Origin of the sequence: Streptomonospora alba, assembly GCF_000826685.1 — a bacterium.
Taxonomy (GTDB): Bacteria; Actinomycetota; Actinomycetes; order Streptosporangiales; family Streptosporangiaceae; genus Streptomonospora; species Streptomonospora alba.
The window spans coordinates 1-15,012 of record NZ_JROO01000026.1; the positions used below are offsets into that span (position 1 = coordinate 1).

General features: G+C 72.0%; 11 protein-coding genes. 4 read left to right on the forward strand and 7 right to left on the reverse strand.

Translation table 11 applies throughout. The annotated features are described in order from the left end of the window. The first annotated feature begins 226 nt into the window (after positions 1-226). Positions 227-1,774, forward strand: a complete 1,548-nt coding sequence (locus LP52_RS13070) for an aldehyde dehydrogenase family protein (protein ID WP_040273687.1) — start codon at positions 227-229, stop codon at positions 1,772-1,774. A 385-nt stretch (positions 1,775-2,159) separates the two neighbouring features. After that, complete coding sequence (locus LP52_RS13075; protein ID WP_040273688.1) at positions 2,160-2,741, forward strand: HhH-GPD-type base excision DNA repair protein; 582 nt, start codon at positions 2,160-2,162, stop codon at positions 2,739-2,741. A gap of 229 nt (positions 2,742-2,970) precedes the next feature. Here the strand turns inward: LP52_RS13075 and fdhD are convergent, their stop codons facing one another. From fdhD to LP52_RS13100, 5 genes are all read right to left on the reverse strand, one after another. Beyond that, on the reverse strand, positions 2,971-3,831 hold the full coding sequence (gene fdhD, locus LP52_RS13080) for a formate dehydrogenase accessory sulfurtransferase FdhD (RefSeq protein WP_040273690.1): 861 nt from the start codon (positions 3,829-3,831) through the stop codon (positions 2,971-2,973). 165 nt (positions 3,832-3,996) lie between these two features. Beyond that, positions 3,997-4,938, reverse strand: a complete 942-nt coding sequence (locus LP52_RS13085; RefSeq protein ID WP_040273691.1) for a 2Fe-2S iron-sulfur cluster-binding protein — start codon at positions 4,936-4,938, stop codon at positions 3,997-3,999. A 9-nt stretch (positions 4,939-4,947) separates the two neighbouring features. After that, complete coding sequence (locus LP52_RS13090; protein ID WP_040273692.1) at positions 4,948-6,948, reverse strand: NAD(P)H-dependent oxidoreductase subunit E; 2,001 nt, start codon at positions 6,946-6,948, stop codon at positions 4,948-4,950. Between the two features lie 405 nt (positions 6,949-7,353). Continuing rightward, positions 7,354-9,324: a molybdopterin oxidoreductase family protein gene (locus LP52_RS13095; RefSeq protein ID WP_040273693.1), complete on the reverse strand. Its 1,971-nt coding sequence runs from the start codon at positions 9,322-9,324 to the stop codon at positions 7,354-7,356. Positions 9,325-9,485: 161 nt separating this feature from the next. Further along, complete coding sequence (locus tag LP52_RS13100) at positions 9,486-10,505, reverse strand: 2-dehydropantoate 2-reductase (RefSeq protein ID WP_040273694.1); 1,020 nt, start codon at positions 10,503-10,505, stop codon at positions 9,486-9,488. A gap of 94 nt (positions 10,506-10,599) precedes the next feature. Between LP52_RS13100 and LP52_RS27280 the strand changes: the two genes are divergently transcribed. Continuing rightward, on the forward strand, positions 10,600-10,779 hold the full coding sequence (locus tag LP52_RS27280; RefSeq protein WP_157036319.1) for a hypothetical protein: 180 nt from the start codon (positions 10,600-10,602) through the stop codon (positions 10,777-10,779). Between the two features lie 47 nt (positions 10,780-10,826). After that, positions 10,827-11,507 carry a GntR family transcriptional regulator gene (locus LP52_RS13105; RefSeq protein WP_040273696.1) on the forward strand — a complete coding sequence of 227 codons (681 nt, stop codon included), beginning with the start codon at positions 10,827-10,829 and terminating at the stop codon, positions 11,505-11,507. A 103-nt stretch (positions 11,508-11,610) separates the two neighbouring features. Here LP52_RS13105 and LP52_RS13110 read toward each other — a convergent pair whose 3' ends face one another. Together LP52_RS13110 and LP52_RS13115 are read right to left on the reverse strand one after the other, a co-directional pair. Next, positions 11,611-13,641 carry a CocE/NonD family hydrolase gene (locus tag LP52_RS13110; protein WP_040273697.1) on the reverse strand — a complete coding sequence of 677 codons (2,031 nt, stop codon included), beginning with the start codon at positions 13,639-13,641 and terminating at the stop codon, positions 11,611-11,613. A 35-nt stretch (positions 13,642-13,676) separates the two neighbouring features. Next, positions 13,677-14,942: an ATP-grasp domain-containing protein gene (locus tag LP52_RS13115; RefSeq protein WP_040273698.1), complete on the reverse strand. Its 1,266-nt coding sequence runs from the start codon at positions 14,940-14,942 to the stop codon at positions 13,677-13,679. Positions 14,943-15,012 lie beyond the last annotated feature (70 nt).

Consider the following 15,012-nt stretch of genomic DNA (forward strand, 5'->3'; position numbering starts at 1 on the left):
GCCGCCGGCGTCAAGGTCGGCAAAACCCCCACCGAGACGGCCGAGATCGCCCGAGCGCTCTGTTAACTATCGCCGCTCGCGACGGACTGTGAAGAGTCGCCGAAGCGGACGCGCCGCGGCCGTGGCCGCGGATCCGGAGTCAGGGGAGTGTTGAGAGCGCCGGCGGCCGGGATCGGCCGCCGGCCGCTCAGCATCGGCCCAGCACCGCAACCACCAGGGGAATCGAATGACCCTCATGCTCAAGCCCGGAACCGAATGGACCACCCTGTACCAGCGCTGCCGCGAGATCGCCCCCGAGGCGTTCGCGGCCGATCGGGTGCACAACCACTGGGGCGGCCGCTGGCGCGCCGACGGTGAACCGCGCCTGGCGGTCTCGCCCGTCGACGGCACCGAGATCGCCGGCCCGCCCATGATCGACGCCGACACCGCCGAGGCCGCGGTGCGCGCGGCGGCCGACCAGCACCGCACCTGGCGGGTCACCCCGCTTGAGGAGCGCCGCGCGCGGGTGCGCGCCACCGTCGAGGCCTGGGGCGAGCACCGCGACACGCTCGCGCTCGCGCTGGTCTGGGAGATCGGCAAGTCCTGGAAGCTGGCCCGCCAGGACGTCGACCGCGCGATCTCGGGCTCCGAATGGTACGTGGAGCAGATCGAGGACATGATGGAGGGCCGCGCCCCGCTGGAGGGGCCGGTCAGCAACATCGCCAGCTGGAACTACCCGATGAGCGTGCTGGCCCACGCCATGTGCGTGCAGGCGCTGGCCGGCAACGCCGCCATCGCCAAGACCCCCACCGACGGCGGCCTGGTGTGCCTGACCCTGGCCGTGGCCCTGGCCGCGCGCGAAGGACTGCCCTTCACGCTGGTCAGCGGCGGTGGGCGGAACCTGTCGCCGGTGCTGGTGCGCTCGCCGGAGATCGGCTGCGTGTCCTTCGTCGGCGGCCGCGACACCGGCGGCCAGGTCGCCACCGACCTCGCCGACCTCGGCAAGCCGCACATCCTGGAGCAGGAGGGGCTCAACTGCTGGGGCGTGTGGGAGTACAGCGACTGGGAGACCTTCGCCGGCCAGGTCCGCAAGACCTTCGACTACGCCAAGCAGCGCTGCACCGCCTACCCCCGCTTCGTCGTGCAGCGCTCCCTGTTCGACAGGTTCCTCGGCGCCTACCTGCCGGCGGTGGACTCGGTGCGCTTCGGCCACCCGCTCGCCGTCTCCTCGCCTGAGGACGACCTGCCCGAACTCGACTTCGGCCCGCTGATCAACGCGGCCAAGGCCAAGGACCTCACCGCCCAGGTGAGCGACGCCATCGCCGGCGGGGCGGTGCCGCTCTACCGCGGCTCCGTGGACGACGCCCACCTGCTGCCGGGCCAGAACACCGACGCCTACGTCGCACCGGTGTCCCTGCTGGAGCCGCCGCGCTCCTCCCCGCTGTTCCACGCCGAGCCCTTCGGCCCGGCCGACTCCATCGTGCTCGTCGACACCGAGGCCGAACTGCTGGCGGCCATGAACGCCAGCAACGGCGCCCTGGTCTCGACGATCTCCACCGACGACCCCGACCTGGGGGCGCGGCTGGCCGAGGAGGTGCGCGCCTTCAAGGTCGGCATCAACCGGCCGCGCTCGCGCGGCGACCGCGACGAGATGTTCGGCGGCTGGGGAGCGTCCTGGCGCGGCGCCTTCGTGGGCGGCAAGCTCCTGGTCCACGCGGTCACCCGCGGCCCGGCCGACGAGCGCCTGCCCGGCAACTTCCCCGACTACACCTACGTCCCCAAGGAGCACGGCTGATGTGAGCCGGCCCGGCCGCGCCGGTGCCCCGAGACGGGCGCCGGCGCGGCCTCCGGGCGGCTCTCCGGCCGCGAGCCCCGGCGGTCGTAGGCGCGCCCCGCCCGTTCAGCCGCCGAGTACGCGGCCGACACCGGGGACAGGGCGGATCCCGCGGGCCCGGAGGACGGCGCGCAGCCTCCGCCGCCCGACCGACCGCGCTGCGCCGCCGGCGTCGGGCGCCGTCGCTGCCGATCGGCATGGTGCTGGAGGGGCAGGTGGCGATGGAGACGGCTTCCGTCGGAATCCGCGCTCGGCAGCCGGCCGTCCATCGGCCCTGCACGGCTTCCCTGCGACCGCACGGCGGCGGGACGTGCCGTCGGGGCCCTCCCCTGGGACAATGGCGGCCATGAGCTCGTTGCACCTCGTCCAGGAACCTGAAGCCGACGCGCTGCTGGCGTCGGATCCGCTGGCGCTGCTGATCGGCATGCTGCTGGATCAGCAGGTGGCGATGGAGGTGGCCTTCGCCGGGCCGAAGAAGATCTCCGACCGGATGGGCGGCCTCGACGCCCGCACCATCGCCGCCACCGATCCGGAGGAGTTCGCCGAGGTCTGCTCTCGGCAGCCGGCCGTCCACCGCTTCCCCGGCTCGATGGCGGGCCGCATCCAGACGCTGTGCGGCTACCTCGTCGAGCACTACGGCGGCGACGCCGCCGCGCTGTGGACCTCGGGAGAGCCCGACGGACGCGAGGTCCTCAAGCGGCTCAAAGCGCTGCCGGGCTACGGAGACCAGAAGGCGCGGATCTTCCTGGCGCTGCTGGGCAAGCAGTTCGGGCTGCAGGCGCCGGGCTGGCGCGAGGCGGCCGGCGCCTACGGCGAACAGGACGCGCGCCGCTCCATCGCCGACGTGGTCGACGAGCAGACCCTGGCCGAGGTCCGTGCCTTCAAAAAGAGCGAGAAGGCGGCGAAGAAGGCGGCGAAACCGCAGTAGCGGTGCCTCGGGCGCGCGGGCGCCGCGGAGCTCGACCGCATCGGCGCCGACCGGCCGCCCCGGCAGCGGCGTCCGGGTGGAACGGCGCGCCGGGGCCCGGACCGGTGGGCACCGCGCCCGGGGGCAGGCCGATGCCCGCCCCCGGGCGGTGCGAGGAATGTCGGGACCGGCCGGCGCAGGGGGCTGGTGCACGCCGGCCGGTCTCGCGCCTACCGGCCCGGTCGGCAGATCACCCTGGGGCCGCCATCGGCGTCGTGGACGCCGTCTCCAGGGTGACCCGTTGCCGGCCGGCGTAGACGTTCATGGAGGCGCCGCGCAGGAACCCGACCAGGCTCAGCCCCGAGTCGGCGGCCAGTTCCACGGCCAGCGACGAGGGCGCGGAGACCGCGGCCAGCATCGGGATTCCCGCCATCAGCGCCTTCTGCGCGAGTTCGAAGGAGGCCCGCCCCGAAACCATCAGCGCGCTGCCGCGCAGCGGAAGCCGGCGCTCGCGCAGGGCCCAGCCCACGAGCTTGTCGACGGCGTTGTGCCTGCCGACGTCCTCGCGCACGGCGAGCAGCTCCCCCTCGGGAGTGAACAAGCCGGCGGCGTGCAGCCCGCCGGTGCGGTCGAAGACCCGCTGGGCCTCGCGCAGGCGGTCGGGCATCTGCGACAGGACCGCGACGGCGAAGTCCGCCTCGTCGTCGGCGACCGACCAGTGGGCGACGGTGGAGACCGCCTCCAGGCTGGCCTTGCCGCACACGCCGCAGGAGGAGGTGGTGTAGAAGTTGCGCTCCAGCGACGCCTCGGGCACCGGGACTCCGGGCGCCAGCACGACGTCGAGGACGTTGTAGGTGTTGGAGCCGTCGTCGGTGGCTCCGGCGCAGTAGCGGATGGTCGAGATCTGGTCGGGCTCGGTGATGACGCCCTCGCTCACCAGGAATCCCGCCGCCAGGTCGAAGTCGTGGCCCGGAGTGCGCATCGTTACCGTGAGAGCCCGGCCGTTCATCCGGATCTCCAGCGGCTCCTCGGCGACCAGGGTGTCGGCGCGCTCGTCCGCCACGCCGTCCCGGATGCGCAGGATCCGCTCGCGGACCGTGACCCGTCCCATGGCACTGCCCCTTTCCGGAAGCCCTCGGGCTTCCTGTGCCCGGCGCACTGTCGGTGCGGCCGGACGCGGGAGGTCTTCCCGCTGCGGCCGGTCTTCAGTCTGCGAACCGCCGTCCGACCGCGCCCAGGCTGACCGCGGCGGCCCCCGGGCGGGGGCCGCACGGCGTCAGTCGTGGCGTCTCTGCTGCACGTGCTGGTAGCCGAACCGCCCCTTGATGCACAGGTTTCCGTGCGTCACGGGATTGTCGTGCGGTGAGGTGACCTTCACTATCTCGTTCTCCTGCACGTGGAGGGTGACGTTGCAGCCGACCCCGCAGTAGGTGCAGATTGTGGTGGTCTGGGACTGGTTCTCCTCGTCCCAGGTACCCTCCTGGCGCATCTCGTACTCGCTGCGGAACATCAGCGCCCCGGTCGGGCAGACCTCGATGCAGTTGCCGCAGTAGACGCAGGCGGAGTCGGGCAGCGCCAGGTCGTGCTCGGTGGAGACCCCCGCGTCGAACCCGCGGCCGGCGATGCCGATGGCGAAGGTGTTCTGCCACTGCTCGCCGCAGGCGTCGACGCACTTGTAGCACATGATGCACTTGCCGTAGTCGCGCACGTAGAGATCGTTGTCGATCTTGGTGGGCTGCTCGACGGTCTCGGCCGCCATGCCGTCGCCGACCGTGTGCTCCCCGGCGCGCCGGGCCTCGCGCTCGCCCATGGGCGCGGGTTCGGCCCGGGGGCCGAACCGCTCGGGCCGTGCGTCGTAGCGCTCGTTCCACTCGGGGATGCCGGGCGTGGTGGACAGGTCCACCGAGGAGCCCAGCAGCTCCAGCACCATCTTGCGGCTGTGGCGGACGCGCTCGGAGTCGGTGGCCACCGACATGGAGTCCTCGACCTTGCGCGAGCAGGCGGGGACGAGCGTGCGCGCGCCCTCGACCTCCACCACACACACCCGGCAGGCGTTGCGCGGGGTGAGGGTGTCGCCGTAGCACAGCGTCGGCACGTCGGTGCCGACTTCTTCGCAGGCGTCCAGGATGGTCGAGCCCTCGGGCACGCGCACCACCTGGCCGTCGACGGTGGCCTCGACCAGGCGGCGAGGCGCCCCAATAGCAACCGGTGTGCTCACCGGACCTCCTTAAAGGGTTGGTTCCTCCTGCGGGCCGAACGCGCCCAGCCGGTCGATCGCCGACTCCACCGCGTTCCACGCGGTCTGGCCCAGCCCGCAGATCGAGGCGTCGCGCATCGCGTCGCCCACCTCGCGCAGCAGCGCCAGGTCGGTGCGGCGCGCCCCCGTTCCCTGCGAGAGCCGCACCAGCGCCTCCTCCTGGCGGACGGTGCCGACCCGGCAGGGCACGCACTGGCCGCAGGACTCGTCGCGGAAGAACGCCGCGATGCGCACGAGGATCGCGGTGAGGTCGACGCTTTCGTCGAGAACGAGGATGACGCCCGAGCCGAGGGTGGCCCCGGCGTCGCGTGCGCCCTCGAAGGTCAGCGGGATGTCGAGTTCGTCGCCGCGGACGAACCCGCCGGCGGCGCCGCCCAGCAGCACCGCCCGCGGCACGCGCTCCCGTCCGTCGGAACCGGTTCCCACCCCGCCGCACATCTCCATCAGCTCGCGCAGGTCGGCGCCGAAGGGGACCTCGTAGACGCCGGGGCGCTCGACCGCGCCGGAGACGCAGAACAGCTTGGGGCCGGTGGAGCGGCCGGTGCCGATGGACGCGTAGGCGGGTCCGCCCTGCAGCACGATCGGCAGCACGTTGACGAGGGTCTCGACGTTGTTGATGGCGGTGGGCTTGCCGAAGACGCCGCGCTCGACGGGGAAGGGCGGTTTGCTGCGGGGCTCGCCGCGCAGCCCTTCGATCGAGTTGAAGATCGCGGTCTCCTCGCCGCAGATGTAGGCGCCGGCGCCGCGGCGGATCTCGATGTCGAAGTCGAACCCGGTGCCGAGGATGTCGGTGCCCAGCAGGTTGCGCGCCCGGGCCAGCTCGATCGCGTTCTCCAGCAGCCACAGCGCCCGCGGGTATTCGCCGCGGATGTAGATGTAGCCCATGGCGGCGTTGTTGGCGTAGCCGGCGATGGTCAGCGCCTCGATCACCGAGAACGGGTCGCCCTCCATGAGGACCCGGTCCTTGAAGGTGCCGGGCTCGCTCTCGTCGGCGTTGCAGATGACATAGCGCGGAGTCTCGGGCCGCTTGGCGGTGCCGTCCCATTTGCGCCCGGTGGGGAACGCGGCGCCGCCGCGTCCCACCAGTCCCGAATCGGAGACCTCGCGGATGACGCCGGCGGAGCCCAGCCGCAGCGCCTCGCGCAGCGCGGCGTAGCCGCCGTTGGCGCGGTAGTCGTCCAGGCTGGTGGGGTCGACCACGCCGATGCGGCGCAGCAGGACGAGGTCGGGGTCGCCGGCTTGGGGGACCGCCGCGTGCGGCGGCGGTTCGGGTGCGGGACCGGGCAGCGTCTCGGGGGAGAAGGTGGTGCGGCGCTGCGGGCGGTCCCCGTCGAGCGAGGGCCCGTGGCCGTTGCCCGAAGCGCCGTGTCCGTTGGCCGATGCGGCCGCGGATGCCTCCGCGGCGGGTACTTCACCGGGTGCGGGGACGATGTCGTCGACGTTCGCCGGCGCGGCCACGCTGTAGCGGGGCGGGTCGCCCGCCTGCAGCGACACCGCGGCGGGTGCCCGTTCGCACAGGCCCAGGCACGGGCTCTCGTGCCAGGTGAACTCGCCGTCCTCGCTCCCCGGCTCGCCCACGCGCTCGGTCAGCTGCGCGCAGAGGCTCGCGGAGTCCTTGGCCGCGCAGGCGATGTCGGTGCACACGTGCACGACCCGGCGCGGGCGCTGTTTGAGCGAGAACATGGCGTAGAAGGTCGCCACGCCGTAGGCCTCGGCCGGCGGGATCGTCAGCCGGCGGCAGATGTAGTCGAGCGCGGCCTGGCTGATCCAGCCCACGCGGTCGTTGACGGCATGCAGTGCCGGAAGCAGCAGGTCGCGCCTGCCGCGGGCGACGTGGCCGCCCTCGGCGAAGCGCAGATCGGAAGCCTGGCGCGTGCCGCCGTCCCATCCCGAATCGGGCGGGCCCAGGACAGCGTCCACGGCCTCGCGCTCGGCGTCCTCCGGAACTGCGTCCAGGAAGTGCAGGTCCACGTCCCCGGTCACCTCGAATCAAATGTAAGCCAGGTCACAGACTTTGTATACGGGCTACAGTATGCTTAATACCCGCCGTGGGCAACCCCCGCTCGCCCCCGTCTTCGGGCGCTGTCCTGCAGGTGCGTGCCCACGGCCATGCCCGCTGCGGTCGGCGCGCACCCGTGGTGCGCGCCGACCCGGCGGCCTCCGCCCGGGCGCAGTTCGGGCGGAGGCCGCCTCGCTACGCGCCGGAAGCGGAACGCTCGTGCCGCACGGCCGAGAACGCCCGGCCGCCGCGGCCGGCACGCACCGCTGCCCGCCGCGTACCCGCGGCCCGCGCCCCGGGTGCCGGGTGGCGAACAGAGCACCCGGGGCCGGAGCCGGGACCGCAGGGGTCCCGGCCGCGGGCCGCGGCGGTCGCGGCTAGGGCGAGGCCGGTACCGGCGCATGGTCGGCCGCCCCCGCGGGCGCGGCTCCCTCGGTGATCTTCTCGATGCTCACGGCCGCCGCCTTGTACTCGGCGGTACCGGCGTCAGGGTCGGTGGCGTCGATGGTCAGCAGCTGGGTGTCGACCTGGTCGGGGAAGTGGAAGGTCATGAAGACCAGCCCCGAGCGCATCTGCGTGGAGACGGCGGCGGGCACCAGCACCGATCCGCGGCGCGAGGAGACCCGTACGACCTCGCCGTGGGCGATACCCAGCCGCTCGGCGTCCTCGGGCGAGAGGTCCAGCGTCTCGCCGCGCCGCATGGGCGAGGAGAAGCCGCTGGTCTGCACGCCGGTGTTGTAGTCGTCCAACCGGCGGCCCGTGGTCAGGCGGAAGGGGTAGTCGTCGTCGAGCAGGTCGACCGGCGGCGAGTGGCCCACGATCCCGAAGGGCGCGGGGTCGCCCCGCTCCTGGGGATCGGTCGACCACAGCCGGGAATGCAGATAGCTGGGCTCCAGGCGGTCCTCGGAGAAGCAGGGCCACTGGATGCCCTGCAGCTCCTCCAGCCGCCGGTAGCTCATACCGCGGTGGATGGGCGAGAGGCTGCGCAGCTCGTCCCAGACGACCTCGGAGTCGGGGCGCTGCCAGGCGTGCCCCAGGCGCTGGGCCAGTTCGCACATGATCTCGATGTCGTCGCGCGCACCGGGCGGCGGGTCCAGCGCCTTGCGCACCAGCTGCACGCGGCGCTCGCTGTTGGTGAAGGTGCCGTCGGACTCGCACCAGGACGCGCTGGCCGGCAGTACCACGTCGGCCAGTTCGGCGGTCTTGGTCAGGAAGATGTCCTGCACCACCAGGTGGTCCAGCTGCTGCAGCCGGCGGGTGGTGGTGAAGGTCTCGGGCTCGGACTGCACCGGGTTCTCGCCGATGACGTAGAGCGTCTTGAGCTCGTCCTCGTCCATCGCCTCGAACATCTGGGTCAGCGTCTTGCCCTTCTGCGGCTGGATGGTGGTGTTCCAGACCGCCTCGAAGCGCGAGCGGACCTCGGCGTCGAGGATGTCCTGGAACCCGGCCAGCCGGTCGGGAATGGCGCCCATGTCGCCGCCGCCCTGGACGTTGTTCTGCCCGCGCAGCGGCTGCAGGCCGGAGCCGTAGCGGCCCACGTGCCCGGTGAGCAGGGCGAGGTTGATCAGCGCCTTGACGTTGTCGGTGGCGTTGTGGTGCTCGGTGATGCCCAGCGTCCACGACAGCTGCGCCCGCTCGGCGGTGGCGTAGGCGTGGGCCAGCTCGCGGATGGCGTCGGCGGGTACGCCCGTCTCGGCCTCGGCCGCCGCCAGGGTCCAGGGCTCGACCAGTTCGCGGTACTCCTCGAAGCCGGTGGTGGCCCGCTGGATGAAGGCTTGGTTGGCCAGGCCCGCGTGGATGATCTCGCGCCCGATCGCGTGGGCCAGCGGAATGTCGGTGCCGACGTTGAGGCCCAGCCAGCGGTCGGCCCACTGGGCCGACGAGGTGCGGCGGGGGTCGACCACGACAAGCCGGGCGCCCTTGTGCACGCCCTTGAGCACGTGCTGGAAGAAGATCGGGTGGGCGAAGCGCGGGTTGCCGCCCCACACGATGATCAGGTCGGTGTCCTCGACATCGGAGTAGGAGGAGGTGCCTCCTCCCGAGCCGAAGGCCGCGGACAGCCCGGCCACGCTCGGTGCGTGGCAGGTGCGGTTGCAGGAGTCGACGTTGTTGGTGCCCATCACGACGCGGGTGAACTTCTGGGCCATGAAGTTCATCTCGTTGGTGGCCCGTGCGCAGGAGAGCATGCCGAAGGTGTCGGGGCCGTGGCGCTCGACTCCGGCGCGGAAGCCGTCGGCGGCGCGGTCCAGCGCCTCGTCCCACGAGGCGGGACGCAGTCGGCCGTCCTCACGAACGAGCGGGCGGGTGAGGCGTTCGTAGCTGCTGGGCTGGTGGTCGTCCGATCGCATCTTCAAGGCCTCGCTTGGGTCTCGTGGCCACTGCGGTGTGTCGATTACATCACAGCAATATTGTCTACAGTATGCGAAACCCGTGCGGCGGGCAAGGGCTCGCAGGCGGGGGCGGCGGCAGGGGACCGCCCCCGCCGGGCGGGGAGAAGAGGTCGGGAGCCTCAGGCGGCACGGGCCGGCGCGGCGGCGGCCATGCGCTCGGCCACGCTGCCGTCGACCAGCCGGTCGTTGAGCAGCCGGGCGACCGCGTCGACGGTGCGCAGGGTGGGCACCTCGGCGCCGACCAGGTCGGCGAGCTCGACGACGGCGGTGAGGATGACGTCGAGCTCCATGGGGCGGCCGCGCTCGACGTCGTGCAGGGTGGAGGTGCGGTGGTCGCCGGCGCGTTCGGCTCCGGCCAGGCGGCGCTCGACGGAGATCGAGGGGCGGACGCCCAGGCGTGCCGCCACCTCCAGCGTCTCGTTCATCATCGCCCGCGCCATTTCGCGCGAGGAGCGGTTGTGGCAGATCTGGGCCATGGTGGAGCGGGTCAGTGCGCTGAGGGGGTTGAAGGTGATGTTGCCCATCAGCTTGACCCAGATCTCCTCCCGCAGATCCGGCTCCACCGGGCACTTCAGTCCGCCGGCCTTCATCGCCTCGCTGAAGTCGGTGCTGCGCTGGGAGGCGCTGCCGTCGGGCTCGCCGATGGAGAAGCGGGTGCCCTCCAGATGGCGGACGACGCCGGGCGCCTCGATCTCGGTGGCGGCGTAGACGACGCAGCCGATGGCGCGCTCGACGGGGATCGCCCGGCTCACGGCGCCGCCCGGGTCGACGGTGTGGACCCGGTGCTCGGCCAGCGGCCCCGAGGTGCCGTGGAAGTACCACCAGGGGATGCCGTTCTGTGCGGCGACCACGGCGGTGTGCGGGCCCATGAGCGGACGCAGCATCGGCCCGCAGCCGGCGTAGTGCTGGGCCTTGAGGCCCAGGAAGACGAAGTCGACGGGGCCGATCTCGCGGGGGTCGCTGGTGGCGTTGGGCCGGGCGGTGAAGTCGCCCCGGTCGCTGAGGACGCGCACCCCGTCGCTCCGCAGCGCCTCCAGGTGGGGGCCCCGGGCGATCAGGTGGACGTCGGCTCCGCCGCGGTGGAGTGCGGCGCCCGCGTAGGCGCCGATCGCGCCGGCGCCGAGGATGGCGATTCTCATACTGTGCTCCGTTCTCTCGCCCGAACGATTTTGTATACAGTATGCTGAGATGCGTGCAAGCACGAGGGGTCGGTAGCGGAAAAGGAACGGGTGAATGCAGGCGAACAGCAAGTTCATCGGTTCTTCTCCGTCGCCGAACCCTCGTGTGCAGGGGGCGGGCGCGGCCGGGGCGGCCGACGTGCCGCCGGGTGCGCCCCGTGCGATCGCGAGCCGGCGGGCCGCCCGCGGGCTCGCGATCGCCGCACGGCCCGCAGGCGTTGCCGGGATTTCGTAGACTGTCTACATCAAACATTCGAGCATCGTGCGACGGGCAGGAGCGGCATGACCACACAGCCGTTGAAGGCCGCGCTGAGTGGGCGGGTGCAACGCCCTGTCCCACTTCGTGAGACGGTCTACGAGACCCTCCTCAACCTCATCATCACCCGGGAGTTCCCGCCCGGCAGGCATCTGGTCGAAAGCGAGCTCGCCGAGCAGCTGGGCGTATCGCGCCAGCCTGTGCGCGAGGCACTCCAGCGCCTGAGCAACGAAGCCTGGGTCGATCTGCGGCCGGGCTACGGCGCCTTCGTGCACACGCCCACCGAAAGCGAGGCCGACCAGCTGCTCGCGGTGCGCGCCGTGCTGGAGACCGAGGCCGCCCGCCTGGCGGCACTGTCGGCCGAGCCCGCGCAGCTCGAGCATCTGCGCGAGCTGTGGCGCGCCGGCGTCGCCGCGGTCTCCGACGCCGACGTCGACTCGGTGGTCACGGCGAACGCCGACTTCCACCGCGGAGTCATCGAGGCATCGGGCAACCGGGTCCTGGCCGAGCTGGCCGCACAGGTCGACCGCCGGGTGCGCTGGTACTACGCTCCCATCGCGCGCTCGCGCGGCATGGCCTCCTGGGACGAGCACGCCGGGATCATCGACGCCATCCAGGCGGGCAGCGCCGATGAGGCCGCCCGCCTGATGAACGACCACACCGAACGGACCCGGCTGACCTACCACGACCAGGTCGACGGGGGCTGACCCGCCACCGACCGCGGAGGGCCCCGCCGGGAACTCCCGGCGGGGCCCTCCGCGGTTTCGGCCGCTCCGTGGCAGCGCACCGCCTGCGCGGCGGCCGGCGGCCTCAGACGTGGTTGCGCGGAACGACCGTGTTCCAGGTGCGCGCGGTGACCCGGTCGCCGTTCTCGTAGGCGTCCAGCGTCGCGTTCAGATGGAAGGCCTCGGGGGTGGAGGTGAGCTCGGTCTTGGTGACCGTCTCCACATCCCACCCCTCGCGTTTGAAGCGCATGTGCCACTCGGTGGTGCCCGTGGGCGAGGTGAAGTCGTCGACGCGCACCGTGTAGACCTCGTCGGCGCGTCGGGACACGTCCAGGTCGATGTCCTCGAAGCGCACCGTGCCCAGGTCCTTGACCACCCGCAGCGACGACTCGTAGTCGACCAGGTCGCGCTCGACCTTCCACTGCTGATCGCCGGGGATCAGGTGGGTCGACGCCAGCGGGGGCGTTCCCTCGGCCTCGTCGAAGGGCTGCGGCGCCACCTCGTCGGAGCTGTCGGTCGGGCGCACCGGCAGCACGACGGTGCTCTCGCCTTCCAGTAGCACCGTCAGCAGCACCGGCTCCGGCGGCGGCCAGGCCAGGGGCCAATAGGAGGTCGACACCGACACCCGCAGCCGGTGCCCCGGCGGGAACGCCTGGGCCACCCCGTTCATCGGCACGGCCACCTTGTAGCGCTTGCCGGGCACCAGGTCCTGGGCCTGGGAGTGGTCCTCGGAGTGGGTGAGGTTGAGCAGCCCGTAGGTCACCCGCGTCGCCCGCCCGTCGGGGGCCACATCCGACAGCCGCACGCTCACCATCGCCACCGGCCGGTCGACGGTGAACTCGAGGTTGACCACCGGCGCGCCGAGGATCTCCAGCCGCTCGGGCAGCGCCTCGCTGTCGAAGACCAGCGACCCGCCGTCGTCCTCGCGCTGGTCGAAGGGCAGATCCGGCGGTGCGTTGTAGGAGCACCACTTGCCCGCGTACTGGCCCACGGTCAGTGGCGACTCCACCGACGCGCTCTCGGATCCGACCTCCTCGCCGGGCTCGGCGATGCGGTCCTTGCCCAAGGGGTGGGTGCGGCGGCTGATGCGCGGCGAGGGCCAGCGGGGCTCGCCCACCCAGCGGCCGGGCCGCTCCTCGTAGGCGGTGGAGGGCGGCACACTCTCCTGCATCCAGGTCCGCACGGTCGGCTCGTCCATGACGTCGTTGTCCACGCCCTTGAGCCAGCGGTCCCACCAGCGCACGCACTGCTGCAGGAACCCGATGGCGGGTCCGGGCACGCCCAGGTGCGGGTACTTGTGCGACCACGGGCCGATCAGCCCCAGCCGCGGCACGCTCAGCCCTTCCATCAGCCGGAACACCGCGTTGGAGTAACCGTCGGCCCACCCGCTGACGGCCATCACCGGCACCTCGATGTCGGAGAGGTCCTCACACACCGAGCCGTGCCGCCAGTAGTCGTCGCGCAGCTGGTGGCGCAGCCAGGTGTCCAGCCACAGCCCGCTGTGGGCCAGCCGCTGCTGCCACATCTCCCGCCAGCGCTCGCCGACCACGGCCGGGTCCGGCGGGCAGGAGGTGTAGGCGAACATCGTCGAGGCCCACGAGAGGTTGTCGCCCAGCAGGCAGCCGCCCATGTAGTGCACGTCATCGGCGTAGCGGTCGTCGGTCGAGCACAGCGACACGATCGCGCCCAGGCTCTCCGGGCGGCGCGCCGCCACCTGCAGCGCGTTGAACCCGCCCCAGGAGATGCCCATCATGCCCGTCGAGCCCGAGCACCACGGCTGGGAGGCCAGCCAGGCCAGCACCTCCTCGGCGTCGCGCAGTTCCTGCTCCAGGTACTCGTCGGCGAGCACGCCCTCGGAGTCGCCGCTGCCGCGCAGGTCCACTCGGGCGCAGGCGTAGCCGTGGCCCGCCAGATAGGGGTGGATGGTGGAATCGCGCTGGGCGGTGAGGTCGCGCTGGCGGTAGGGGATGAACTCCAGGATCGCCGGGACCGGTTCCTCGGCCGGCTCGGGCCGCCAGATCCGCGCGGCCAGCCGGGTGCCGTCGGACAGGGGGATCATGACCCCCTGGTCCTCGACGACCTTGTGGGGCAGTTCCGGTTCCGTGACATGGCGCATGCGGCCTCTCCCTTCTCGTCGGCTCCGCGCCTGCCTCAGCCGGGCTCCTCCTCGATCTCGAACGGAAGCCGGGCCAGGCACAGTTCATAAGCGCGCTGCAGACTCTCGGCGTCGGCCGCGCCCGTGTAGACGATCGCCAAGGCGTAGCTGTAGCTGTCCTGGTCGGGCAGCTCCGACAGCCACATGCCGGGGCTGACCATGATCTCCGCCGAGGTGCCGGGGATGTCGCGCGCCATGGCGGCGACGTCCTCGTCGTCGGGAGCGATACGCACCACGCCGTCGGCGAAGCGGCGCAGGAACCACTTCGCCGCCACCGCGGACTCGCCGCCGCCCTGCTCCAGCACGGGTTCGTGGCCCAGGGCGAGGTCGAGGCGGTAGGAGTGGTTGGGGCGGGCGTCGACGTAGGTCATCAGCTTGGCGTGGGACTGGGAGTGGCGGGGATTGACCTCCAGCAGGCGCGTGGTGTCGGTGTCGGGGTCCCAGAAGAACTCGATGTTGAACGTGGTGTCGTCCAGGCCCATCCGGGTGACCACGCGGCAGGCGACGTCGCGGACCCGCTCCAGTACGTGCCCGGGCAGCTCGGAGGGGTACTGGTAGCGCAGGAAGCTGGGGGAGCCGGGGTAGTTCAGCGAGTCGATCACCCCGTAGGCGTGCGGGCGGCCCTTGTACACGTATCCCTCGACGGTCAGCTGGAGACCGTCCACCGCCTCCTCGGCCAGGCATGCCGTCCCTCCGGCCTGGGCCACGGCCTCGGGCAGCTCGATCTGGTCCAGTACCCACTCGAAGGGACCGCCGAGTTTGCCGGCTCCCTCCCGGATACGGGCCAGGGCGTCGCGGAAGCCCTCGTCGTCGGCGACCCGGAAGGCCAGCTCCGAGGAGAACCCCTTCACCGGCTTCAGCCACATGGGGTACTTCAGGTGCTCGGGCGGGCCCTCGGCGTCGAAGGGGATCTCGGCGAAGGCGGGCAGTTCGTCGATGACCTCGGCCTGCTCCAAGCGGCTCCAGTACTTGTGCTCGCACTTGACGACCGCCTCCAGCGGCGGCGCGGGCAGGCCCCGCTCCGCGCACAGGATCGGCACCAGGGTGCTCACCGGGAAGTCCCAGTAGCCCATGATGGCGTCCACCGACCCCTCGAAAGCGTCCAGCTGTGCGCGGGCCTCGTCCAGCATCGCGGCCAGGTCGTCGCGCTTGCGCACCCGGTCCACCGACAGCAGTTCGTGGAAGCGGACGTCGTGGGGGAGCTGATCGAGGGTTTCGCGGTTCTGCTCGTCCATGCCGAGCACAAAAACGTTCTGGCTCATCTCACACCTCTTTCATTCCCTCGCAGGCGCGCCTACCCGCAGGGAGGGCGAATACGACGTGGCAACCCCG